Annotated in this window: 22 protein-coding genes; 16 read left to right on the plus strand and 6 right to left on the minus strand. The window is 50.1% G+C overall.

All coding sequences use genetic code 11. The annotated features are described in order from the left end of the window. The first annotated feature begins 1 nt into the window (after nt 1). Nucleotides 2-1,510: a lysine--tRNA ligase gene (lysS, locus tag BZG20_RS05095; RefSeq protein ID WP_046075081.1), complete on the plus strand. Its 1,509-nt coding sequence runs from the start codon at nt 2-4 to the stop codon at nt 1,508-1,510. A gap of 235 nt (nt 1,511-1,745) precedes the next feature. Then, nucleotides 1,746-3,083 (plus strand): sigma-54 dependent transcriptional regulator, encoded by a 1,338-nt coding sequence (locus tag BZG20_RS05100; protein WP_046075082.1) that lies wholly within the window; start codon nt 1,746-1,748, stop codon nt 3,081-3,083. Nucleotides 3,084-3,117: 34 nt separating this feature from the next. Here the strand turns inward: BZG20_RS05100 and BZG20_RS05105 are convergent, their stop codons facing one another. Both BZG20_RS05105 and BZG20_RS05110 read right to left on the minus strand, forming a co-directional pair. Continuing rightward, a complete protein-coding gene (locus tag BZG20_RS05105) occupies nt 3,118-3,549 on the minus strand; it encodes a PACE efflux transporter (RefSeq protein ID WP_077578295.1) in 432 nt (143 codons plus the stop codon). An 83-nt stretch (nt 3,550-3,632) separates the two neighbouring features. Then, entirely contained in the window at nt 3,633-4,352 is a 720-nt protein-coding gene (locus BZG20_RS05110) for a GntR family transcriptional regulator (RefSeq protein ID WP_077578296.1), read from the minus strand. A 168-nt stretch (nt 4,353-4,520) separates the two neighbouring features. Here BZG20_RS05110 and BZG20_RS05115 point away from each other — a divergent pair, with 168 nt between their 5' ends. The 3 genes from BZG20_RS05115 (at nt 4,521) to BZG20_RS05125 (ending at nt 8,266) form a co-directional block, all read left to right on the plus strand. After that, nucleotides 4,521-5,852: a 6-phospho-alpha-glucosidase gene (locus BZG20_RS05115; RefSeq protein WP_241829518.1), complete on the plus strand. Its 1,332-nt coding sequence runs from the start codon at nt 4,521-4,523 to the stop codon at nt 5,850-5,852. Between the two features lie 48 nt (nt 5,853-5,900). After that, nucleotides 5,901-7,457 (plus strand): alpha-glucoside-specific PTS transporter subunit IIBC, encoded by a 1,557-nt coding sequence (locus BZG20_RS05120; RefSeq protein ID WP_046075085.1) that lies wholly within the window; start codon nt 5,901-5,903, stop codon nt 7,455-7,457. A 578-nt stretch (nt 7,458-8,035) separates the two neighbouring features. After that, a complete protein-coding gene (locus tag BZG20_RS05125) occupies nt 8,036-8,266 on the plus strand; it encodes a hypothetical protein (protein ID WP_077578297.1) in 231 nt (76 codons plus the stop codon). Nucleotides 8,267-8,356: 90 nt separating this feature from the next. On the opposite strand, the gene BZG20_RS05130 is transcribed toward BZG20_RS05125, so the two are convergent. Beyond that, nucleotides 8,357-9,391, minus strand: coding sequence for an NADP(H)-dependent aldo-keto reductase (locus tag BZG20_RS05130; protein ID WP_077578298.1), 1,035 nt, complete (start codon nt 9,389-9,391; stop codon nt 8,357-8,359). Between the two features lie 199 nt (nt 9,392-9,590). Here BZG20_RS05130 and BZG20_RS05135 point away from each other — a divergent pair, with 199 nt between their 5' ends. Continuing rightward, a complete protein-coding gene (locus tag BZG20_RS05135; protein ID WP_046075088.1) occupies nt 9,591-9,893 on the plus strand; it encodes a DUF6482 family protein in 303 nt (100 codons plus the stop codon). Between the two features lie 44 nt (nt 9,894-9,937). On the opposite strand, the gene mutH is transcribed toward BZG20_RS05135, so the two are convergent. Then, nucleotides 9,938-10,609 carry a DNA mismatch repair endonuclease MutH gene (mutH, locus tag BZG20_RS05140; protein ID WP_198531454.1) on the minus strand — a complete coding sequence of 224 codons (672 nt, stop codon included), beginning with the start codon at nt 10,607-10,609 and terminating at the stop codon, nt 9,938-9,940. A gap of 623 nt (nt 10,610-11,232) precedes the next feature. Here mutH and rppH point away from each other — a divergent pair. From rppH to BZG20_RS05165, 5 genes are all read left to right on the plus strand, one after another. Next, nucleotides 11,233-11,745: an RNA pyrophosphohydrolase gene (gene rppH / locus BZG20_RS05145; RefSeq protein WP_046075090.1), complete on the plus strand. Its 513-nt coding sequence runs from the start codon at nt 11,233-11,235 to the stop codon at nt 11,743-11,745. A 17-nt stretch (nt 11,746-11,762) separates the two neighbouring features. Beyond that, the gene (ptsP, locus tag BZG20_RS05150; RefSeq protein WP_077578300.1) at nt 11,763-14,021 is read left to right on the plus strand and encodes a phosphoenolpyruvate--protein phosphotransferase; all 2,259 of its coding nucleotides are present in this window, start codon (nt 11,763-11,765) and stop codon (nt 14,019-14,021) included. Then, nucleotides 14,018-14,827, plus strand: coding sequence for a sulfite exporter TauE/SafE family protein (locus BZG20_RS05155; RefSeq protein ID WP_046075092.1), 810 nt, complete (start codon nt 14,018-14,020; stop codon nt 14,825-14,827). Before ptsP ends, BZG20_RS05155 begins: the two co-directional genes overlap by 4 nt. A gap of 12 nt (nt 14,828-14,839) precedes the next feature. After that, nucleotides 14,840-15,637 (plus strand): prolipoprotein diacylglyceryl transferase, encoded by a 798-nt coding sequence (gene lgt / locus BZG20_RS05160; RefSeq protein WP_077578301.1) that lies wholly within the window; start codon nt 14,840-14,842, stop codon nt 15,635-15,637. An 88-nt stretch (nt 15,638-15,725) separates the two neighbouring features. Then, the gene (locus tag BZG20_RS05165; protein WP_046075094.1) at nt 15,726-16,565 is read left to right on the plus strand and encodes a thymidylate synthase; all 840 of its coding nucleotides are present in this window, start codon (nt 15,726-15,728) and stop codon (nt 16,563-16,565) included. 109 nt (nt 16,566-16,674) lie between these two features. On the opposite strand, the gene BZG20_RS05170 is transcribed toward BZG20_RS05165, so the two are convergent. Continuing rightward, nucleotides 16,675-17,823, minus strand: coding sequence for a Na/Pi symporter (locus BZG20_RS05170; protein WP_046075095.1), 1,149 nt, complete (start codon nt 17,821-17,823; stop codon nt 16,675-16,677). A 419-nt stretch (nt 17,824-18,242) separates the two neighbouring features. Between BZG20_RS05170 and nhaA the strand changes: the two genes are divergently transcribed. The 4 genes from nhaA to BZG20_RS05190 all read left to right on the plus strand — a co-directional run bounded on the left by nhaA (nt 18,243) and on the right by BZG20_RS05190 (nt 21,042). Beyond that, the gene (gene nhaA, locus BZG20_RS05175) at nt 18,243-19,448 is read left to right on the plus strand and encodes a Na+/H+ antiporter NhaA (protein ID WP_077578302.1); all 1,206 of its coding nucleotides are present in this window, start codon (nt 18,243-18,245) and stop codon (nt 19,446-19,448) included. Beyond that, complete coding sequence (locus BZG20_RS05180) at nt 19,417-19,692, plus strand: hypothetical protein (RefSeq protein ID WP_077578303.1); 276 nt, start codon at nt 19,417-19,419, stop codon at nt 19,690-19,692. The genes nhaA and BZG20_RS05180 overlap by 32 nt, the downstream gene beginning before the upstream one ends. Before the next feature lie 72 nt (nt 19,693-19,764). Then, nucleotides 19,765-20,658, plus strand: coding sequence for a transcriptional activator NhaR (gene nhaR / locus BZG20_RS05185; RefSeq protein ID WP_046075098.1), 894 nt, complete (start codon nt 19,765-19,767; stop codon nt 20,656-20,658). Between the two features lie 66 nt (nt 20,659-20,724). Beyond that, the gene (locus BZG20_RS05190) at nt 20,725-21,042 is read left to right on the plus strand and encodes a metalloregulator ArsR/SmtB family transcription factor (protein WP_046075099.1); all 318 of its coding nucleotides are present in this window, start codon (nt 20,725-20,727) and stop codon (nt 21,040-21,042) included. Nucleotides 21,043-21,097: 55 nt separating this feature from the next. On the opposite strand, the gene rpsT is transcribed toward BZG20_RS05190, so the two are convergent. Next, nucleotides 21,098-21,358 (minus strand): 30S ribosomal protein S20, encoded by a 261-nt coding sequence (gene rpsT / locus BZG20_RS05195; protein ID WP_046075100.1) that lies wholly within the window; start codon nt 21,356-21,358, stop codon nt 21,098-21,100. 286 nt (nt 21,359-21,644) lie between these two features. On the opposite strand from rpsT, the gene murJ reads away from it, so the two are divergent. Continuing rightward, nucleotides 21,645-23,216: a murein biosynthesis integral membrane protein MurJ gene (gene murJ / locus BZG20_RS05200; RefSeq protein ID WP_077578304.1), complete on the plus strand. Its 1,572-nt coding sequence runs from the start codon at nt 21,645-21,647 to the stop codon at nt 23,214-23,216. Nucleotides 23,217-23,293: the final 77 nt, after the last annotated feature.

Raw genomic sequence — 23,293 nt, forward strand, 5'->3', positions numbered from 1 at the left:
TATGACTGACCAGTTACCAGATGAAAATAAGCTGATTGCCGAGCGTCGCGCCAAGCTCACTCACATTCGTGAAAACTGCAAGGCAAACGGCCATCCTAATGATTTCCGTCGTGAGCATCTAGCGGCTGACTTGCAAGCTGAATTTGGCGAGAAAGAAAAAGCGGAACTTGAAACACTGGACCATAAAGTGACCATCGCGGGCCGCATCATGGCTAAACGTGGCCCATTTATGGTGGTGCAAGATGTTTCGGGCCGTATTCAAGCCTATGCGTCAAAAGACGTGCAAAAGGCGTTGAAAGCCGAGTACCAAGGTTTAGATATCGGTGACATCATTGGTGTGCACGGTGCGCTACATAAATCTGGAAAAGGCGATCTGTATGTCAACATGGAGCGCTACCAGCTGCTGACGAAAGCCCTACGTCCGCTACCGGAAAAATTTCATGGGCTGGCCGACCAAGAGCTGCGCTATCGTCAGCGTTATGTCGATCTGATTGTCAACGAAGAGTCGCGTCACGCCTTCCAGGTACGCTCTAATGTGGTCACCGCCATCCGTAATTACATGGTGGAAAAACACTTTATGGAAGTGGAAACGCCGATGATGCACGTCATCCCAGGCGGTGCGACCGCGCGTCCGTTTACCACCCACCATAATGCGCTTGATATCGACATGTACTTACGTGTGGCGCCAGAGCTTTACTTAAAGCGTTTGGTTGTCGGCGGCTTTGAGCGTGTGTTTGAAGTGAACCGTAACTTCCGTAATGAAGGGCTCTCACCGCGTCATAATCCAGAATTCACGATGATGGAATTCTATATGGCGTATGCCGATTATAATGATCTGATGGATCTTACGGAAGACATGCTCTCTCGCGTCGCGCTGGACGTGATGGGGCAGTCTGTGTTGCCTTATGGTGAGCATGAAATTAATTTCGCGGGGCCTTATCCGCGAATGACCATGCTCGATGCTATCAAGCAATATAACCCTGATCATGCTGATATTCAGGCGCTGACGTATGAGACGGTACAAGATCGTGACCACCTTGCCTCGATAGCGAAATCACTCAAGATCAGTGTTGAGTCATTCTGGACGACTGGGCAGTTGCTGGAAGAGATCTTTGGTGAGACGGCTGAACCACAGTTGATTCAGCCAACCTTTATCACCGAATATCCGGCCGATATTTCACCGCTGGCGCGTCGCAATGATGATAACCCGTTTGTGACCGACCGTTTTGAATTCTTCGTCGGTGGGCGTGAAGTGGCAAATGGCTTCTCGGAGCTTAACGACGCAGAAGACCAAGATGAACGTTTCAAAGCTCAGGTCGATGCTAAAGATGCCGGTGATGATGAGGCTATGTACTACGATGCGGATTATATCAACGCACTCGAGCATGGTTTGCCACCGACGGCGGGACAAGGAATTGGTATTGACCGATTGGTGATGTTATTCACCAACACGCATACGATTCGCGATGTGATTTTGTTCCCAGCCATGCGCCCACAGCAAGGCAGTTAACACTGGACAGACCACAGAACAAGCGGCTCATTGAGCCGCTTTTTTTGCGCCTTGCGTCATTGTCTTTTCATAAACCTGCGATATTTTATCTGGCTTTTTCAGATATTTGGCTACAATTATCCGTATTACAACCCATCGTATGTCTCTTTATTGAGACAGATTAGAACTTGCCCTTCTTTATAATAGGGGCTTGATTCGCTGGCAAAAAAGACAGACTGGATGTAAGGCAGGTGTTATGGGATTCGATTCGGGGAATGACAAAACCTTGAGCTCACTCGTCGTTGTTGGCGGGACATATGAGCCTTGGTTAGCGACCCTTGAGCAAGCCGGTTGGCATTGTCATCGCTGTTATGATTTGCGAGCTGCACAGTCATTGCTACAAGATATCGGCCCCTGTATAGGTATTGTCGATTTAAGTCATGATGACTTCAGCCTCAATGGGGTGGCGTCACTGGTTAATCGCAACAAACAGGTGCGCTGGTTAGCCTTAGTAAGAGAAAACCAACTTAATAACGAAGCGATCTGCCAGTTTATTGTCAGCTTTTGTATTGATTACTTCACCTCGCCTGTCCCTAACTCGCAATTGATGAGTACCATTGGTCACCAATTGGGCATGTTGCGCCTTGAGCGACAAGTATGGCCGCAACTTGGCGATCATAGCGATATGGGTTTGGAAGGCGCCAGCCCCGCGATGAAAAAGTTGCGTGATCAGGTCAGGCGTGTTGCGCCAACCGACGTGTCTGTATTGATAGCCGGTGAGAGCGGCACAGGTAAGGAGTTGGTGGCGCAAGCGGTTCATCATGCATCAACCCGTGCGAAGGCGCGATTTGAGTCGATTAAATGCTCAGCGCTTGCGGATGAACAAATGCAGCAGGCGTTATTGGGAGACGAGCACTCGCATGGCAAAATTCGTCAATGCCATAAAGGTACTCTCTTTTTTGATGAGATTGGTGATCTGCCGCTGCATCTACAAGGGCACTTATTGCACTTATTGCAAGAGGGCACCTTGGATATCAGTCATGATAAATATGAGCATGACCTGGATGTGCGTGTGATTGCCTCGACCCACATGGATTTGGAAAAACGCGTGGCTGAGGGGCTTTTTCGTGAGGATCTGTATTACCGGTTAAACGTACTGCGCATTAATATGCCTTCATTAAAAGACCGTCAGCCAGATGTGCCTGATTTGGCAGAATATTTTTTGCTTAAGTTTGCACGTCAATACAACACACAGGCGAGGACCTTTTCCGATGAGGCCAAGCGTGTGTTAAGCAGTTACTCGTGGCCAGGTAATGTGCGCGAGCTCATTAATCAGGTGAAACGGGCAGTATTGTTGGCCGATCATCTGGTGATTGAAGCGGAGCACTTAGATCTGCCCCGTCAGGGGGATTATAAACAAAGCTTACGTAAAATCCGTGAAGAGTCTGAACGAGACGCGCTGATCGCCGTCCTTGAAGAAAATAAGGGACAAGTATCGGCCGCGGCCAAAGAGCTCGGTGTGTCACGTGCGACCATGTATCGGCTATTGAACAAACACAACTTGATCCCCTCGCCGCGTACCTTCCGTCAGTAAATCTTTGTACGAGTGACGCTTAGGGCTGGCAGACTCAGCCCTGCTGGGATTGCGTATTTGGGATCGGAAACAGATAGTCGTACAGCCAGTTATAAACAAACGCATATACCAGATAAAATACCACGAGCCCAATATCCATACTGAGTGCTTGCCAAAAGCTCATCGACAGCCACCACATGATAAAGGGGATGGTTACGACCAGCAGACCGGCTTCAAAGATCACCGCATGCAGCAGACGCAGCGGTAAGGTTTTGAGCACTGAGCCCCGCCAAGCCAGCATCGCTTTATCAAAGCCAATGTTGTAGACATAATTCCAAAGGGTGGCAAGCACAGAAAAAATCGCCCCCATGATCCCAAGATGACCGATGCCTGCGCCAAGGATCCAATTGAGCCCTAACACCACTAAGATCAAGCCCGTTAATTCAAAACCGATAGCATGGCGCCATCTATCTGCTTTTGTTCTCATCAGATATTCCGTCGAAGTAAGGTAACCCGGTCAGACTACACCTCATACTCAACAACGCAACCGAGACGTCTCGAGGAAATGGATCATTGTGGTGTTTGGCGGTGAGCGATGAATTCAAAGCTGTACTGGTATAAGCGAAAGTAGTTCACTGTATATTCAAACGGTGTCCCGTCGACAAGCTCGCTGACTGATTCGACCCGTAATATGGGCGAATTTTCACGGGTGTTGAGGAGGGCGGCGAGTGAGGTTGACGTGCTATCTGGCCAGACACATTGGCGACTTTTCGCGATCTGCATCCCCTTATGTCGCTCGATATAGTCGTACTTTGATGTTTGCATCACTTCGATACTGAGATCGGTAAACATGGCCACTGGCAGGTACGTGCACTCAAGGATTTCTGGCTCGCCATCAATCAAACGAAGACGTTGTATTTCATAAATCAACGTCCCTTCCTCCACGTTTAACTTGCTGGCAATTGTATGGCTGCAAGGTGACGTTTCAAATGCGATCACTTTTGAGCTGGGTGTTTTGCCTTGCGCTGAGACTTCTTCGATAAAGCCCATCAGTTGAAAGGCGTTGTGCTGTGCTTTAGGTGCTTTTACATAACTGCCGCTACCTCGGACACGGTAGAGGAGATCATTATCAACCAACACCTTCATCGCCTTACGTATCGTGACGCGGCTGACGTCATAGGTAGCCTGTAGCGTGGCCTCAGTCGGCATCATCGCGCCTGGTGTCAGGGTGCCATCTTTAATCTGCTCAGTGAGTAAATCGGCTATTTGCATGTAGCGAGGTTTCAACATGTCGGCTCCTTTTGGCTGCATTCCCCATCATAACAAACTGTGATCGACAATACATTTGAAGTACATAAATAGATTTTCATTGTGCCTTCGATCAATAAACGCCCTTTTGTGTATTCTTAATGTGTTATTTATGTAATACATTAAAGATACATATTAAGAGGAGACACGATGATGAAACCACAAAAGCTCACTATCGTCGGGGGTGGAAGCACCTATACATTGGGGATGATCAATAGCTTGATTGCTGAAAAAGAAGCATTTCCGCTAAGCAAAATCACCTTCTATGACATTGATGAACAAAGACAAGCCTCAAATGCCAAAGCGACGGAGATTTTGCTGCGCGAGGCCTATCCCGAGGTCGAGGAGTTCGTTTATACCACGGATAAAGAAACCGCATTTTCAGATGCCGATTTCTTCTTTATTCAGATCCGCACGGGTGGGTTACCGATGCGTGAGCGTGATGAGCAGATTCCACTCTCTTATGGCTGTGTCGGTCAAGAAACCTGTGGCGCGGGGGGCATGGCGTATGGACTACGCTCGATAGGAGACATGATCACTCTCGTGAATGACATCCGTCACTTTGCTCCGGATGCTTGGATTTTAAACTATACCAATCCCGCAGCCATTGTCGCTGAAGCCTTACAGCGAGAGTTTCCTCATGACAACCGCATTCTAAACATCTGCGACATGCCCGCTGCCATTATGGTGAGTTATGCGCAATTACTCGGCTGCGAAATCTGGGACTTGGTGCCGGAATACTTTGGGCTGAATCACTTTGGATGGTTTACCAAGGTACGAAACCGAGAAGGTGTCGACCTGACCGATGAGATTAAACGCATCATTTTGGAAGAGGGGATCAGTGCCGTTGATCCAGAAATTGCTGATGACCCTTCATGGCAAGCAACGTTCAAGAACATGCAAACCATGCTAAAAGACAATCCGCAGTATTTACCCAATACTTACCTGCAATACTACTTATATCCAGAAAAAATGGTGGAAAAAGAAGATATTGCTAATACGCGTGCGCGCCAAGTGATCAATGGGCGAGAAAAGCGGGTGTTTAGCCTGAATGAGCGCATCATTGCCGCGGGCACTACCGCTAATGAGCACCTACACGCAGACATTCATGGGCGCTATATGGTTCGTGTGGCGGCCTCTTTGGCATATAACCGTGGCGAGACGTATCTGGTTATCGTGCCAAACGATGGCGCGATTCCAAATATTCAGAATGATGCCATGGTTGAAATTCCGGCAGCGTTAACCAATGACGGCCCGAAACGTTTTGCCGTTGGCACCATCCCTACGTTCCAAAAAGCACTGATAGAAGGCCAACTCGGCTACGAAAAGCTGGTCGTGGATGCGTGGTTTAGCGGGGATCGACAAACACTGGTCAACGCGCTCACGCTTAATCGCACCGTCGTGGATGTGCCAAAAGCGCAACAAATCGTCGATGAGCTTTTACGCGTTAATGCGGACTATCTACCTCAATTTCAACAATAATACTATGCCCCAGACACTATCTGGGGCCAACATCTGGGAGCGATCATCATGAAAGATATGATCCAGCGCTTTGGCGCAGCAATGTTTGTCCCTGTGCTCCTCTTTCCTGCGGCCGGTATGTTATTAGGCTTATCGGTGATGCTGCTTAACCAAGATCTCTTTCCTTGGGCAGTGGAAGGCAGTGCATGGGTAAAAGTGTCAACGATCCTACTCCAAGCCTCGTTGGCGGTGTTTAAAAATATGGCGTTAGTGTTTGCGGTCGGGTTACCGATAGCACTAGCAAAATCTGCATCCGGGCGCGCAGTGCTTGCCACACTGGTGTCATACATCACCTTTAATTATGTGATTGGTGGCATTTTACAGTTTTGGGGACCTGAGCTTGGGGTGAACTATGTGGAGGGTGAGCGTGGGCTTACTGATGTGGGCGGTATACTTACTTTGGATACTAACCTATTGGGCGCCATCGTAATTGCTAGCCTCTCCGTTTGGGTTCACAACCGTTTCTTCGACAAAAAACTGCCAAACTGGGCGGCGGTATTTGGTGGCACACCTTTGGTGGTTATTGTGAGTTTCCCCATCATGGTACTCATGGCGATTATCACCTGTTTTACTTGGCCAAGTATTCAGCACGGCATTAATAATCTACAAACCTTTTTAGTCGGTGCGGGATCGTTCGGGGTATGGATGTTCACTTTCCTTGAGCGAATTATGATCCCAACGGGTCTGCATCACTTTGTCTACGGTCCCGTATTCTATGGACCCGTCGCGGTGGATGGCGGCACGGTGGCGCATTGGATTCAAAATATCCAAAACTTTGCCAGCAACCCTGCGCCTTTAACCGAGCAGTTCCCACAAGGTGGCTTGATGTTGACTGGGATGGGTAAAGTCTTTGGCTGTACGGGGATTGCCATGGCCCTTTACGCAACCGCGAAACCAGAAAACAAGAAGATGGTGCTCGGTTTAGTACTCGGTGCGGCATTGACGGCCATTCTTACGGGGATCACTGAGCCGATTGAGTTTACCTTCCTGTTCATCGCGCCGGCATTGTTTGCACTCCACGCGGTACTGGCGGCTACCATGGCAACCATTGCCTATTGGTTTGGTGTCTCAGGCAACTTTCAAACCGGACTTATCGACTTTATTTTTCAAAATTGGCTACCACTAGGCAGCTTGCATGGCACCACATATATTGCACAAGTGCTTATCGGTCTGAGTTTTACCGCCATCTACTTTGTGGTATTCCGCGCGTTGATTTTGAAGTTTGATATTCCCACCCCTGGTCGAGGCAGCGCAGAGGCGAAGCTTTATACCAAAGCCGACTATAAGGGCGCGCAACAGAGTGATTCATCGAGCGGTGTGATTGACGGCGGACAAGCGAGCGCGTTTATTGAAGGGTTAGGTGGTAAAGACAACATAGCCCTGCTCACCAATTGTGCCACGCGGTTACGTATCAAGGTACATGAGCCTGAAAAAGTAGCGGAAACGCAATATTTTCAAGAACATGGTGCAGTAAACGTGGTACGTAATGGTGATAGCTTCCAAATTATTGTCGGCTTAACCGTACCACAAGTCCGCGAAGAAATGACGCAACTGACACGGGCTTAAAGACTTTGCTGATTGTTCAGCACTCGAGGCGTCATTGATAAGCAATCATCAACACACATAGCATTATTAGACACATAGCATGATTAGCGGGCGGCTAAACGTAGGGTCGCTCGCGCCATTCCCCTTCCTCTTGTGACGCCTCGATAATAGCGCATCAGTACCGGTCATAAAGGCATCTAATATCACGTCGATAGCACAACTGATTGAGTTTTATCGATGATTAGCGGACTGGTTAGCACAATCCCCCATGTCTTTATTGCTAGACAGAGTGTTGCGCTTTATTTGAACAATATTTATATAACTTATTGATATTAATTATAAGTTATTGAATACTATTAGCTCCATTCACGCAGATTCACATGCTCAAGGAGGTTAATGCCATGACTTATTTTCCGATGAAAAAACTCGATGTCATCGTTGCCTCTGCGCGTTACTGTGCCAACCACTTGGCTCAGGATACCCGCTCACGCATCTGACTCTGCGTCCAACTGTAACTGGTCGCAGGTATAACGCGGCCAGTTTGCAGTCCCACTTCGCTTTATGCCTGTGGCCTCCTGTAACCGAAAAGGAGAGCCATCATGACTCAACTATCTTTATTACCCTTAGCCCAAGCGCTGGTGCGTTTGGATATGATTCGTCAGCGTCGCGCGAGCACACACCGTTACCGCTACACAGATGTGGCGTTAAATCGTCACCTACAACGTGATATTGGTATTGCGCCTGACAAACAAGATGCTTTGCCCGTTAGCACACAATTTGCGGCCAAACGTTATCTTGTGACATGGCGACGACGATGGCGGTGGTTATAATGGGCCCCAGGAAGCGGCGTATCGGTTGATACGCCGCACCATCCTCGAATAAAACACTGCGCGGCAGCCAACTTGGCTGCCGTTTGCGATCTAAGGGCAGGGGTTGGGATAGCAGTTAGCAATCTCATCAATACCGGCAAGCACATCGTCACTCAGCGTCAGATCCAAGCTATCGAGATTACTCTCGAGCTGTTTTAGCGTCGTGGCACCGATGATGTTAGACGCGACAAAAGGACGACTATTCACAAACGCGAGTGCCATTTGTGCAGGATCGAGGCCATGGCGTTGGGCAAGATCGACGTACTCTTGCGTGGCCTTTTGCCCTGACTCGGTAAAGTAGCGCGCGAAGCGTTGGTGCAGTGTACAACGGGCCCCTTTCGGGCGTGCGCCTTGCAAATATTTTCCGCTCAACGCGCCAAACGCGAGCGGCGAGTACGCAAGCAACTCGACCCCTTCATGATGACTGATTTCCGACAGGCCGACTTCAAAGGTGCGGTTAAGCAAATTATAAGGGTTCTGAATAGAGACGATACGCGTGAGGCCGTGCTTCTCTGCCAGATGCAAATAGCGCATCACGCCCCAAGGCGTTTCGTTTGAGACACCGATATAACGAATTTTTCCTGCTTGGACAAGCTCATGCAGCGCATCCAGCGTGTCGAGGATGGTGACCCCAGAGTGTTCATCTTGATACGGATAATTGAGCTTACCAAAACAATTATTGTGCCGCTGTGGCCAGTGCACTTGATACAAATCGATATAGTCGGTTTTTAGTCGTGTCAGGCTATCCTCAACGGCTTGATGAATATGGCGTCGGTTAAGCGACATATTGTCACGGATATAGGGGACATTGCGTGGTCCGGCTACCTTGGTGGCGAGGATAACACGATCGCGCTTCCCGGACTTTTCTAACCAGCTGCCGATGTACTGTTCGGTTAAACCTTGTGTGGATTGGCTGGGGGGAACGGGATACATTTCAGCGGTATCAATGAAATTCACGCCCCGCTCAAAGGCAAGATCGAGCTGCGCATGGGCGTCAGCTTCACTATTTTGCTCACCAAATGTCATGGTGCCTAAGCACACTTTACTCACCTCTAGCGAGGAATGGGGCAAACGGTGGTATTGCATCCTTTCTCCTTGTCTGCAATCGACCTATGGCAGTCCATAGTAGAGAATTTTAAAAATGATCGAAAGCGGTTTAGCTGCGGCTTGACAGCTGGTTAAATATTGACCATTACTAAATGGACTGTCCGATGGTATCGGTCTGAGCGCGGTGTTATTGCTAGGCATGATGGACACGAAAAAGTGTAATCTAGAGGAAAGTCAGATGAACTATTCACAGCTTAAAGCCTGGATGCGCGCGGATCCTCGCTCATGTCCACAATGTTATGTGATGGCACACGCAGGCGGCGCAAAATACTCGGTCGAAGTAGAAGTGAAGCATGAATTAGAGCCTTTACGCTCAGACCAAACCGGTGAAGTGATGCAGTTTGATCATGTCGGGCAAGTCGGGGAGAAACTTAAAGCCCTGGGAATTGAAGAGGGCGTATTACGCTTGATGGACCCTTACGATGAGTTTGCCACCGGGGGCGAGCCAAGCTGTCGAGAAGATATGCCAATTCGTTTTTGATGTTTTACCTAAACGCGCGGGATGTCATGCGTGCGGATTGACACTTACTTCGGATCCACAAAGTAACGACGCAAGATTTGGTGGGTGAATTGCGTGCGTAAATAAAAGCCGCGTGGCAAGGTACGGATCGGCTCACCATCGGGGCCGAAAGCGTCGGTCAAGGCCTTGCCGTTGGCTGCTTTGGGTCGTAGTTGGAGAGACTCACCTTGGCGGGCTGTGATTTCCGTCACGCGACCTAGCGCTACCCAATCCATTAACTCCTCCCAATCGGCGCGCAGTCGCGCTTCCTCCTCTTGGCTAGGGGACCATAATAATGGCGTGCCAATGCGGCGCTGTGATACCGGTATATCGCGTTCGCCTTCAACGGGGATCCACAAGACGCGTGACAGTTTTTGCCGCACATGGCTATTTTCCCAGCGCACCCCCGCGATCCCAGTGAGCGGCGCAACGCACACAAAGGTGGTTTCCAGCGGCTTACCATCGCCGTTGACCGGAATTGTTTTTAGCTCAATGCCTAAATGCGCAAAGTCTTGTTCGGGTTTGCTGCCGGCGTTGGCGCCCAAACAGGCCTCGAGTAACATGCCAATCCAACCTTTCTCTCGCGTGAGTGACGCTGGACAAGGGATCGACAGTGTCTCGCTGACTTCGCCAAGGGTCAGACCGGCGAGGGCGAGCGCACGCTCCATCAATACCTGCTCGGATGCGGGGGGCTGTATCACTGTGCTGGGATCCTGCTCGTTACGTTGAGAGCGTGCATTATCAAGAACTGCTGTATTGGCTGCAAGTCGATCCTACCCTTGATGATCCTATCCGTACGCTTGTAGTTATCCACAGATGAAGGATGATTGATAGGATTCCTGACTATCATGATCAAATATACAGTACGTAAAGGAGGGTTAAAATGTGAAAAATCGCTAACTTGCCGTTTTTTTGCGCTATTGGTGTGGATAATTTTCTGATTGGTGGATCTTTAAGCGATCTGTGTGTATTTGACGATCGCTCGATCTTAAAAAAGATCCTTTTGTTGTGAGTTGGTTTTAATTAACTGATTATTAATGAATTTATTGTTTTTTGGTTCGCTTTTAATTCTATGACGCGATCCTTAATCGTTCGAGAAGTGAACTTTTTCTAGGCTTCTTCACAAATCTATCCACAGAAAGCGTGAATAAATGTGCGCAAACTCTCATTGCTATGTTTATAACTTCCTGTTAGGGGCTAAGTTATCCTCAGATGACGACGAGTGCGCAAAAACAACGCTCAATCCACAATGTTTGTTTACCCTTCACCGCTTTTTGTGAAAAAATCAGGTTCAGTAGAGATTTATCATTGAGGTCGTCCAGTGATTGATGGCGATGGCTATCGTCCCAACGTGGGGATAGTAATTTGTAACGGCCACGGTCAAGTTCTCTGGGCTCGTCGATATGGTCAGCATTCATGGCAGTTTCCACAAGGTGGCATCGATGAGGGGGAAAGCCCTGAACAAGCGATGTACCGGGAATTGTATGAAGAAGTGGGGCTGACTAAAAAAGATGTACGCATCTTGGGGACTAGTCGACATTGGCTACGCTACAAGTTACCCAAACGCCTTGTGCGCTGGGATTCCAAGCCCGTGTGTATCGGGCAAAAGCAAAAGTGGTTTTTGCTCAAACTTGAATGTGACGAGTCACGCGTTAATGTCTCGCGCGGGGGGACACCAGAGTTTGATGGCTGGCGCTGGGTGAGCTATTGGTATCCAGTGCGGCAAGTAGTGGCATTTAAGCGTGAAGTGTATCGGCGTGCGATGAAAGAATTCGCGCCACTTGCGATGCCGTTTAAAGAACGCAAACCTCGGCGTCGACACAAGCGAGGATAAATGTAAGGAGAGATTGGGTGCTCACGCAGTTAAGGAATATTGTGCAAAGTGTGGCGGCGTCTTCAGATCTTGAGCAGGCGTTACACACCTTGGTGCAACAAACTTGCGTGGCGATGCGTACCGAGTGCTGCTCCGTTTATCTTGCCAATGCTGAAGACCAACAGTTTGAGCTTATGGCAACACAAGGCCTCGACCCTTGTGCACAAGTGTCGATGGCATTTGGCGAGGGTTTGGTCGGTGTGGTGGGTCAGCGTGCTGAGCCTTTAAATTTGGCGCACGCGCGTAAGCACCCCGCGTTCAAACCCTTCCCCTCCACCGGCGAAGATGCCTTTCAATCCTTTCTTGGCACGCCTATCATTTATCGCAAAAAGGTGTTGGGTGTGCTGGTGGTGCAACAACATCAACCCCGCCAGTTTGATGAGAGCGAAGAGTCCTTTCTCGTGACCTTAGCCGCGCAGTTGGCCGTGGTGTTTGCGCATGCCGATGCCCAAGGTGGCTGGCAGGGAGCGCCGTCTCCCGTGTTGCTAGAGGGAATGCCTGCGTCGCCGGGCATTGGGATCGCACAAGCATGGTGTGATGACTCTCAACCGCGGCTTGAAGAGGTGGCGCCTGCTTGCCACCTAGATACACAGGGTGAACTCGACAGACTGGACGCGGCGATTGACGATGCCAGTACCGAGTTTCGCCGTTTGCGTAAACGCTTTGATAAAGAGCTGCAAAAAGACGCGCTGGCGATTTTTGATTTGTTTGTTCATCTGCTTAACGATCCTATGCTGCGTGAAGACATGACAGTACGGGTCCAACAAGGGGATGCCGCCACTTGGGCGGTGAGACAAACGGTTGAAGCCTTTTCTGCCCGTTTTGCCGCGATGGATGATCCTTACCTAAAAGCCCGAGCGGGCGATGTGAAAGAGTTAGGACAGCGGCTGCTTTACTTTTTAATCGCGCCTGCGGGGAGTCCACCACCGGTTTCGACGCCCATTGTGTTGTTGGCGCGAGAGCTAACGGCGGGCATGTTAGCGTCCATTCCTCGCGCGTTGCTCACTGGTGTGGTGGCGGAAGAAGGGGCGGCGAACTCACACGCGGCGATCTTGGCGCGTGCGTTGGGGATCCCGGCGGTGATGGGCGTCAGCTTTTCGCCCGCTAAGCTTCATCAAAAAACCGTGATCCTCGATGGCCACAAAGGGGTGTTGATGATCGAGCCCGCTGAGGCATTGATCAATGAATACCAGCACCTCGTGCAAGAGGAAGCGAGCCTACAGTCTACGTTTGAGACGGCACTCGCGGCACCAGGACATACTCAGGATGGCACGCGTATTGAAGTTCACTTAAACGCCGGCTTGAGCGCCGATAGCCAGATTGCAATCAATCAGGGCGTTGACGGTGTTGGGCTCTTTCGTACGGAAGTGCCGTTTCTGATGCAGCGCCGTTTTCCGTCTGAAGACGAGCAGGTCAAACAATACCGTGCGATTCTTGCCAGTTACCCTGATAAACCTGTGGTGATGCGCACCTTAGATATTGGCGGCGATAAACCATTACCGTATTTAAGTGTTGAAGAGGACAACCCGTTTTTAGGCTGGCGCGGGATCCGTTTTACCCTCGACCACCCGGATATCTTCTTGATTCAAGTTCGCGCCATGTTGCGTGCCAGTATTGGTTTTAACAATCTTAAGCTGTTGCTGCCGATGATCTCCGGGCGTAACGAGTTATTGGAAGCCAAGGCGTTGATTAGCCGTGCTTATCAAGAGGTCAGCCAGGAGGCACACCAAGCTGGGCAAAGTATCAATATCCCTTTATTGGGGATCATGGTTGAAGTTCCCTCTATTCTTTATCAGCTCGATAACATTGCGCGCGATGTCGATTTTCTTTCAGTCGGCACCAATGATCTCACTCAATATCTATTAGCGGTCGATCGCAACAATGCGCGCGTGGCTGATATTTTTGATGCGCTGCACCCCTCGGTATTACACGCATTAGCGTCGATTGCCGCTGTGGGGAGCCGTCATCAGCTTCCGGTTAGTGTGTGTGGAGAGCTAGCCGGTGATCCGGTGGGGGCGTCTTTGCTGGTGGGGTTGGGGTATCACCAGCTCAGTATGAATACCCGCAACGTGGCCAAGATTAAGTATTTGCTAAGCCGTTTACCGCACGCGCATTTAGTCACGCAGGCCAAGCAGATGCTAACCCTGGATCATCCAGACGAGATCCGCGCTGCCACTGAAGCCTTTCTGGCTGCGCATGGGTTAGAGGCGTTGGTTAAAGTCGGACAGCTGCGATGATAACCAGCTTAACGGCCCTACTTTTTGTAGTGTGTATGCTGCTGGGGGCCTGCGTGGGGACGTTGTCTGGCCTTCTGGGAATTGGTGGTGGGTTGGTCGTCGTGCCTGCTCTGACCTTTCTCCTCCCCGTGTTCGGTATTGCGCCCACTGTGGTGATGCCTATTGCGCTCGCTACCTCGCTCGCGACCATTGTACTGACGTCGAGTGCCTCTGCTTGGCGCCATTTTCGTCTGGGGAATGTTCATCTTGAGGCGGTTAAAGCGCTCGTCCCTGGCATGATGCTGGGCGGCGTCTTGGGGGCAGGGCTTGCGGATCGGCTGCCACACGATTGGTTGCCCCGCCTGTTTGGCGTGATAGTACTCGCCATGGCGCTACAAATGTTGCTCAATCGGCGTCCCTATCGCGCGCGTCCTTTACCGCATTGGCTGCGACTGTCCTTTGCGGGCACGCTGATCGGAACACTTTCTAGCTTAGCGGGGATCGGGGGCGGCTCGTTTACCGTCCCATACCTGCATTGGCGCGGAGTGAGTATGCACCAAGCCATTGGCAGTGCCTCGGCGGGGGGCGCGGTGTTGGCGCTGGGTGGCATGATGAGTTTTATGTGGTTGGGCTGGCGTCAAACGGAACCCTTGCCCGCGCTCAGTGTCGGATATTTGTATTTGCCTGCGTTGCTCGGCGTCGTGTCAACGTCGGTATTGATGACACGGGTCGGTGCTCAACTGGCGGTGAGACTACCCACTGCGCAAATAAAACGTATTTTTGCCGTCTTTCTTGTTATTGTCGGCGCCAGCATGTTGTTGAAATAAAGGATCCCATTCATGGCCGAAGGCTACATTACCTTTCCGTCAATCGACCCCATCTTATTTGAACTTGGTCCGGTAGCCGTGCGTTGGTACGGTTTAATGTATTTACTTGGCTTTGTGTTCGCCTTGTGGCTTGCGAATCATCGTGCGGCCAAACCGAATAGCGGTTGGAGCAAAGAAGAAGTCAGCGATCTCCTTTTTGCTGGCTTTTTGGGCGTCGTGCTCGGGGGACGTATTGGCTATGTCCTATTTTATCAATTTGATGCCTTTATTGCCGATCCGCTGTTTTTATTCAAAGTGTGGACAGGTGGCATGTCCTTCCACGGGGGCTTGCTGGGTGTGATCACCGCCATGGCGTGGTACGCGCGTAAAACTCAGCGTCACTTTTTTACCGTTGCTGACTTTATCGCGCCGCTGGTACCGTTTGGATTGGGCGCAGGTCGTCTAGGGAATTTTATCAATGGTGAACTTTGGGGACGGGTGACTGATGTCCCGTGGGCGATGGTATTCCCAAGTGGTGGCCCTTGGCCGCGGCACCCCTCACAGCTCTATGAGTTTGCGCTAGAAGGTGTCGCCCTGTTTGTGATCCTCAACCTCTACATCAAAAAGCCACGCCCGATGGGCGCAGTATCAGGGCTTTTCTTGGCTGGCTACGGGACATTCCGCTTTATTGTGGAATATTTCCGTGAGCCAGATGCGCACCTAGGCTTGTTTGCCGGCATTTTCAGTATGGGACAACTGTTGTCATTACCCATGATTATTGCGGGGGCAGTGATGATCGGATGGGCGTACCAGCGTCAATCCGCCAAGTGACCGAATAGCGCTAATCGGTTATAGTAAGTAAACCATCAAGGCACCTCAGCGGTGCCTTTTGTTCGTTTGGCCAATGATAGGAAACACTATGAAGCAGTATCAGGCTTTGATGCAGGATATTCTCGATAATGGGACGGATAGAGGCGATCGCACGGGCGTGGGAACACGGTCAGTGTTTGGTCGGCAACTGCGGTTTGACCTTGCCGCTGGCTTTCCGCTACTCACCACCAAAAAACTCTACACGCGTGCCATTATCCATGAGCTTTTGTGGTTCCTTAACGGCGATACGAACGTTCACTATTTACAAGAAAATAAGGTGCGTATCTGGGATGAGTGGGCGACTGAAAGCGGTGACCTTGGCCCCGTTTATGGCGCGCAGTGGCGCTCTTGGGCGTGTCCTGATGGCTCGACCGTGGATCAAATCGAACAACTGATCGCGCAAATTAAAACGAAACCTAATTCACGTCGTCATATCATTACCGCTTGGAACCCTGCTGATTTGCCTGATGAGTCGATAAGCCCAACCGAGAACGCCGAACAAGGCAAGATGGCCTTGGCGCCTTGCCATTGCTTGTTCCAGTTCTACGTGGCTGATGGCAAGCTTTCATGCCAGCTTTATCAGCGCAGCGCCGATTACTTCTTGGGTGTGCCGTTTAACATTGCCAGCTATGCGCTTTTCACTCATATGATTGCGCAACAATGCGATTTAGCGGTGGGCGATTTTGTCCATACCTTTGGAGACGTGCACCTTTATCATAATCATTTAACCGACGAGATTGTTTACGAGCAACTAAAACGTGAACCGCGTGCACTACCTCGCTTGGTGATCAAACGTAAACCGGCGTCTATTTTTGATTATCAAATTGATGACTTTGAGATTGAAGGGTACGAGCCGCACCCAACGATTAAAGCACCGATAGCCATTTAGTGACGTCTCATCGATATCGCGACATCTTTATCTGACTTACTTTGGTGTCTCCAATAAAAAACCACCGCACGGGCGGTGGTTTTTTGCGCTTGGGCGGGAGGTCAACCCATCACTGTGACAACAGCACAATGCTTCCTGGAACAATCACAAAGACGAGGCCGATGTAAGCCAGTACCGCCGCTTTTGATTTGGCTGCCAATTGGCCTAACCAGTCGGCCCCTTTGAGCGGCAATTCACGCAAGAACGGAATACCGAAAATCAGCGTCGTCGCCAAGATGTTGAAGCTTAAGTGCACCAACGCGATTTGTAGGGCAAAGACCGCGAATTCACCGGTAACCGCCGTGGCGGCGAGTAGGGCGGTAATACAAGTCCCAATGTTGGCGCCTAAGGTGAAGGGGTAGATGTCACGGACTTTTAGCACCCCTGAGCCGACTAGCGGCACCATTAAGCTGGTGGTTGTCGATGAAGACTGCACCAAAACAGTGACCACAGAGCCTGAGAAAATACCGTGCAGTGGACCACGACCAATCGCGTTCTTCAGCATGTCTTTGGCACGACCGACCATCAGCTTTTTCATCACTTTGCCCATGATGGTAATCGCAATCACGATGGCAGCAATCCCCATGACAATCATGATAGCGCCACCAATGTTACCAGGCAGGGCGGCTTCAAGCGGTGATTGCACCGCGTTAACCACGGGTTTTGTCAGCGGTTTAACAAAGTTCAAACCTTTAATGCTCATGTCACTGGCTTGCGTCAGCGGTGAAACCAACCACTCGGAAATCTTGTTCAGCAAACCGAACGCCATCTCTAATGGCAGGAAGATAGCAACGGCAAAAAGGTTGAAGAAATCATGGACGGTGGCGCAACTAAATGCGCGACTAAACTCCACTTTACAGCGGGCATGCCCAAGGCTCACGATCGTGTTAGTGACCGAGGTGCCTACGTTTGCCCCCATGACCATTGGAATCGCGGCTTCAACGGGGAGGCCACCTGCGACTAAGCCAACTATAATAGAGGTGACTGTGCTTGACGATTGGATCAATGCGGTAGCAACAATACCAATCATTAAGCCAGCTACGGGATGAGAAGCGAACGCGAAGAGCGTCTTTGCTTCGTCGCCGACGGCCCATTTAAAGCCGCTTCCTACCATGGCAACGGCCACCAGTAGGAGGTAAAGCATGACGGCAAGCTTGGTCCAACGGAACCAATTTGAGGAGCTCTGGGTTGCCTCTACCGCTGTAGCATGGGGAGTCATAAGATATCTCCGTGACAGTTCGATGTCAGTTTAGTGTCAAAGCAAAAATCTGCGGCGATAGTAAGAAGGTAATATTTCAGAAATATGACACAAATACTGCAGTGGTTTGAAAATCCGATCTGGACGAGGTTATCAGTGGAATTCGCGCCAGTTAGCTTGCTGATTTTAAGTATTATTTGTGCCCGTTCGGTGCCGTAAAAAAATCCGTGGAAAAAATGTAACAGGGAGGCGCGCGTTGACACTATGCTAGACACTGGGCGGTTAGCAAGGATAAAAAAGATTAGACTGCGAATAAATCAATGGTAAGTTAGTTTTGATATCGGTTTTTCCGATGTTTACTATCAGAACAAACGATTTTTCTAAAAGTGGTCTGGCTGACTAGACTACGGAAATCCACTTTTTTTGTATGGAGTGCTTAAATGACTGATGTCATTCGTCAGTTTCTGAAAATGGAATCCGCAGGAGGTATTGTGCTGATTATTGCGGCGGTATTGGCGATGTTCGTAGCGAACTCGGATCTACAGCCTTTATATGACAGCACCCTTCATACCTATATAGCCGGTTTATCGGTTGGTCATTGGATCAACGATGGCTTGATGGTGATTTTTTTCCTGCTGATTGGTTTGGAAGTGAAGCGTGAGTTGGTGCAAGGTGCCTTAAACTCGAAAGACAAAGCGACCTTCCCGGCGGTCGCCGCCATTGGTGGGATGCTCGCCCCCGCATTGGTCTATTTAGCCTTTAACTGGGGTGATCCTCTCGCGGTATCGGGGTGGGCGATCCCGGCCGCGACCGATATTGCCTTTGCCCTCGGTGTCTTGGCATTGCTGGGTAATCGTGTACCGTTGGCGCTAAAGGTCTTCTTGCTCGCACTGGCGATTATTGACGATCTTGGGGTAATAGTGATCATCGCGCTGTTTTACAGCAGTGATCTGTCAGTGGTTGCGTTAGCCAGTGCGTTTGCTGCTACCTTAGTCTTGGTGGCGATGAACATGCGCAAGGTCACCAGTATCACCGCGTATGTGGTGGTCGGTTTGGTGCTGTGGTTCAGTGTTTTACAGTCAGGTGTTCACGCGACCCTCGCCGGTGTCGTGCTTGGCTTTGCCATCCCACTGAAAGGTAAAACGGATGATGACCCATCACCGTTGAAAAAAATGGAGCACGCCCTCCATCCTTATGTGTCTTATTTGATCCTGCCTATCTTCGCCTTTGCGAATGCCGGGGTGTCTTTGGATGGCGTCTCTTTGGCAAACTTAACCGAAATGTTGCCGTTAGGTATTGCATTGGGTCTGCTGATTGGTAAGCCTTTGGGTATCTTTAGCTTTAGCTGGGCAGCGGTGAAACTCGGCATTGCCAAATTACCAGCACGTGTGAATTTCACCCACATCTTCGCGGTGTCAGTGCTTTGTGGTATTGGTTTTACCATGTCTATTTTTATCTCGTCACTGGCCTTTGTCGGTGTGAATGGCGAGTTCGTCACACTCTCTCGTCTGGGGATCTTGATAGGATCAACCTTGGCCGCGGTGATTGGTTATGCGGTCTTGCACTTTGCATTGCCCCCAGCCAGCGCGCTTGCTGATGAACGAGGAGACGAGTATGAAGAAGGCGACACTAGCATTGATTACTAGCCTGGTTGCCGTCTCTGGCTCTGCCATGGCGGCGAACCAGAAGATGTACTGCCACGGAGAAAAGGATAACAGCGACGTGTGCCAAGCCTACTTAGCGGGCGTGGCAGATGGAAAAGCGATGACGGCCTCATTAAACGACAAAGATAAAGCCGAAAATGGGTCGAGCTTTTCAGAGCGTGCGTTAGAGCATCGTGCTGGAGAGCGGGTGAGAAAGCCGCTCGATAAAGATGATGTGAAAGACTAAAACGAGCATGAAACTTGAAGGCGCCAGAGGGGCAGCGTAAGCTGCTCGTCTGGCGTTTTTTTATCAATCAGCATGGCTCACCTAAACTACAACCACCTCTATTATTTCTGGATGGTCTGCAAGCAAGGTTCAATCACCCAAGGGGCGGACAAACTTTGTTTAACACCACAAACAGTGACAGGGCAAATCCGAGCGCTGGAACAGCGCTTAAATGGCAAGCTTACTAAACGCAATGGCCGTTATGTTGAGCCCACCGAACTGGGTCAGCTCGTTTTTCAATATGCGGACCGTATGTTTGGCTTGAGTTATGAGATGCTGGATATTGTTAACTATAGCCAACAAGAAAACATCTTATTTGATGTAGGGGTGGCTGATGCCTTATCTAAGCGTTTGATCAGTCAAATCTTGCTTCATGCTATCCCGAACGATAATGCCATCCACCTACGTTGCTTTGAATCGACGCACGAGATGCTACTCGAACAGCTCTCTCAGCATAAATTGGATATGATCTTGTCCGACTGCCCAGTCGATTCCACGCAACAGGCGGGGTTATTTAGCGTCAAGCTTGGTGAGAGTAGCATGAGTTTGTATTCCTCTAATCCCGCAGAGCCCCCCGATGTGCCGCTACCTATCCGTCTTGCCACGCAAAAAATATTGATGCCGAGCAAAGCGACCGCTATGGGACGAAAACTCACACAGTGGTTTGATCAACAAGGCATCGTGCCCAACATACTGGGTGAGTTTGATGACTCTGCACTGATGAAAGCATTTGGCATTAGTCATCAGGCGTTATTCATTGCGCCCACCACCTATGCCGAGGAAGTGACGCGCCTCGGGCAAGCCGTACAAATTGTCGAGTTGAGTGCGGTCAAAGAAGAGTACTATGTGATATTCGCCGAGCGAATGATCCAGCATCCGGCGGTCAAGCGGATTTGTGAGGCAGATTACAGCCGCTTATTTGTTTAGTTACAGATTGGCATAAAGATCGTGCTAGACTCGTGGCAATGAGTATTAATGAGTGGTGGAAGTTGAATGGATTTAGCCCGCATGCAGCAGAATGGGCCGAAGGCGGTAAACCTGCTCAAGGCCATGGCCAACGAGAAACGCCTGTTCATTCTGTGTTATCTATTGCAAGGAGAGTTGTCGGTTGGGCAGCTGGTGGAGCGAGTGCCTTTAAGCCAGTCGGCGCTGTCTCAACACCTTGCTTGGCTTCGAAAAGATGGCCTAGTGGCCACGCGTAAAGAAGCGCAAACCGTGTATTACTCGCTAAAAAGTGATGAAGTTGAGGCGGTTATCCAGTTATTACATGATCTGTATTGTAAGGAAACCGTGGATTCACCCAACCCTTAAGCAATAAAAAAACCGGCCGAAGCCGGTTTTTTTTATCTCTTTGCAAAGAGCAAAATTACAGCGCTTTAATTTGTGCTGCGAATGCTGCTTTGTAACGAGCTGCTTTGTTCTTGTGGATCAGGCCTTTGGTGGCTGAACGATCAAGAATAGGCTGAACTTGTGCAAAAGCAGCAGTTGCTGCTTCTTTGTCGCCTGCAGCGATAGCTGAAGCAGTTTTCTTCATATAAGTGCGCATCATAGAGCGACGGCTTGCGTTGTGCTGGCGACGCTTCTCAGACTGGATCGCACGCTTCTTAGCAGATTTGATATTCGCCAAGGGTCTAACTCCCAAATCTTTTTGTTCGGTGACATTTCAAGGCGGAGGACTATGCCTCTTTTTACCTCTATTGTCAATTCATTTGTGCAAAGATCCGCCGCTCCAACGATGTGTTGGCGCTGCGGGGTTATCACAGTTAATATGGCGGCTGATTCTATCAGCATTTCAGCCCCGACGTCACCTATATTTCCATTTCTTATCGATGTCAGCGATAACGTGACAGCGGAAAGAAACAATGAAGGTGCGACAGTGACGCGCATTGGGCACGTGTTTTCAAGAGGTAACCGTGAGTAAGCGACTTTTACGCTCTGGGCTCATCGTGAGCACCATGACTTTGGTGTCCCGTGTTTTAGGGCTGGTCCGTGATGTGGTGATCGCGAACTTGATGGGGGCAGGCGCCGCCGCCGATGTGTTCTTTTTCGCCAACAAAATTCCGAACTTTTTGCGTCGTTTGTTCGCAGAAGGCGCCTTCTCGCAAGCGTTTGTGCCCGTATTAACTGAATATCAAGCGCGAGATAAAGATGATGACACACGCGCGCACTCGCGTGAGCTGGTCGCCAATGTGGTGGGCACCTTAGGTGGCTTGGTCACTCTTGTCACCTTGCTCGGGGTGGTCGGTTCGCCCGTCCTAGCGGCGCTGTTTGGTACAGGTTGGTTCGTTGATTGGCTCGAGGGCCGGCCTGACGGTGCCAAGTTTGAGTTGGCGAGCTTGATGCTCAAAATCACCTTCCCTTACTTATGGTTTATTACCTTTGTGGCTTTATCTGGGGCGATACTTAACACCCTCAATAAATTTGCGGTGTCGAGCTTTACCCCTGTTTTTTTGAATATCGCCATTATCGCAGCGGCGATAGGTATCTCCCCGCATCTTGCCCAACCTGAAATAGGTTTGGCGATTGGTGTCTTTATTGGGGGCGCGGTTCAGCTTTTATTTCAACTGCCTTTCCTCTCTCAAGAAGGCATGCTGGTAAAACCTAAGTGGGGCTGGCAGCATCCTGGAGTAGTGAAAATACGCCAGCTGATGATTCCCGCGCTTTTCGGGGTCTCGGTGAGCCAAATTAACCTATTATTCGACACCTTTATTGCCAGTTTCTTGATGACAGGGTCGATCAGTTGGCTGTATTACTCTGATCGCTTGCTTGAATTTCCGCTCGGTCTGTTTGGTATTGCCATTGCCACCGTGATCTTGCCGGCGCTATCGAAAAAGCATGTTGACCAATCGCCTCAGCAATTTTCTGCCACCATGGATTGGGGCGTGCGTATGGTGTTGCTCCTTGGGATCCCAGCGATGGCGGGTTTGATCGTGCTTGCCCAACCGATGTTGATGGTGCTCTTTATGCGTGGTGAATTTGGCGTCCCTGACGTAGAAGCGGCGAGTTTATCGTTGATGGCTTATGCCTGTGGCTTGGTCAATTTTATGGTGATCAAGGTCCTTGCGCCTGGTTACTACGCCCGCCAAGACACCAAAACGCCCGTAAAGTATGGTGTGATAGCGATGGCGAGTAACATGGTTTTCAACGCCATTTTTGCTTACTTGTTTAGTTATGTCGGGCTGGCCATAGCCACCGCGCTGTCTGCGTTGATTAACGCCGGCCTGCTCTATCAAGGATTACACCGCCAAGGCATTTATCAATTATCGCGGGCAACCGTCGGATTTATTAGCAAACTCGTGTTGGCTGTGGGGGTGATGATTGCCGGTTTGTACCTGGTGATGCCTGCGTTGTCTCAGTGGGTGTCGATGTCCTTGTTATCTCGAAGCTTAACGTTAGCCAGCCTTATTGTGGGAGGCGGCGCGCTTTATCTTGTCACCGCCCTGTTGCTCGGTGTACGGGTGAGTGATATTCGTCATCGTGGATGATAGAGCGCGCGGATTATCAATCCAGGGCTGATTGCCAGCGCTGACTAGTATATAATCCGCCAGTTTTAATAGTTCAA

This window comes from Salinivibrio sp. IB868 (assembly GCF_001995655.1).
In the GTDB taxonomy this organism is placed as follows: Bacteria; Pseudomonadota; Gammaproteobacteria; order Enterobacterales; family Vibrionaceae; genus Salinivibrio; species Salinivibrio siamensis.

What these genes read in the sequence shown, in the direction of transcription:
- lysS (WP_046075081.1), top strand. Translation starts at nt 2, where the DNA reads ATGACTGACCAGTTACCAGATGAAAATAAGCTGATTGCCGAGCGTCGC.
- BZG20_RS05100 (WP_046075082.1), top strand. Translation starts at nt 1,746, where the DNA reads ATGGGATTCGATTCGGGGAATGACAAAACCTTGAGCTCACTCGTCGTT.
- BZG20_RS05105 (WP_077578295.1), bottom strand. Translation starts at nt 3,549, where the DNA reads ATGAGAACAAAAGCAGATAGATGGCGCCATGCTATCGGTTTTGAATTA.
- BZG20_RS05110 (WP_077578296.1), bottom strand. Translation starts at nt 4,352, where the DNA reads ATGTTGAAACCTCGCTACATGCAAATAGCCGATTTACTCACTGAGCAG.
- BZG20_RS05115 (WP_241829518.1), top strand. Translation starts at nt 4,521, where the DNA reads ATGATGAAACCACAAAAGCTCACTATCGTCGGGGGTGGAAGCACCTAT.
- BZG20_RS05120 (WP_046075085.1), top strand. Translation starts at nt 5,901, where the DNA reads ATGAAAGATATGATCCAGCGCTTTGGCGCAGCAATGTTTGTCCCTGTG.
- BZG20_RS05125 (WP_077578297.1), top strand. Translation starts at nt 8,036, where the DNA reads ATGACTCAACTATCTTTATTACCCTTAGCCCAAGCGCTGGTGCGTTTG.
- BZG20_RS05130 (WP_077578298.1), bottom strand. Translation starts at nt 9,391, where the DNA reads ATGCAATACCACCGTTTGCCCCATTCCTCGCTAGAGGTGAGTAAAGTG.
- BZG20_RS05135 (WP_046075088.1), top strand. Translation starts at nt 9,591, where the DNA reads ATGAACTATTCACAGCTTAAAGCCTGGATGCGCGCGGATCCTCGCTCA.
- BZG20_RS05155 (WP_046075092.1), top strand. Translation starts at nt 14,018, where the DNA reads ATGATAACCAGCTTAACGGCCCTACTTTTTGTAGTGTGTATGCTGCTG.
- lgt (WP_077578301.1), top strand. Translation starts at nt 14,840, where the DNA reads ATGGCCGAAGGCTACATTACCTTTCCGTCAATCGACCCCATCTTATTT.
- BZG20_RS05165 (WP_046075094.1), top strand. Translation starts at nt 15,726, where the DNA reads ATGAAGCAGTATCAGGCTTTGATGCAGGATATTCTCGATAATGGGACG.
- BZG20_RS05170 (WP_046075095.1), bottom strand. Translation starts at nt 17,823, where the DNA reads ATGACTCCCCATGCTACAGCGGTAGAGGCAACCCAGAGCTCCTCAAAT.
- nhaA (WP_077578302.1), top strand. Translation starts at nt 18,243, where the DNA reads ATGACTGATGTCATTCGTCAGTTTCTGAAAATGGAATCCGCAGGAGGT.
- BZG20_RS05180 (WP_077578303.1), top strand. Translation starts at nt 19,417, where the DNA reads ATGAAGAAGGCGACACTAGCATTGATTACTAGCCTGGTTGCCGTCTCT.
- nhaR (WP_046075098.1), top strand. Translation starts at nt 19,765, where the DNA reads ATGGCTCACCTAAACTACAACCACCTCTATTATTTCTGGATGGTCTGC.
- BZG20_RS05190 (WP_046075099.1), top strand. Translation starts at nt 20,725, where the DNA reads ATGGATTTAGCCCGCATGCAGCAGAATGGGCCGAAGGCGGTAAACCTG.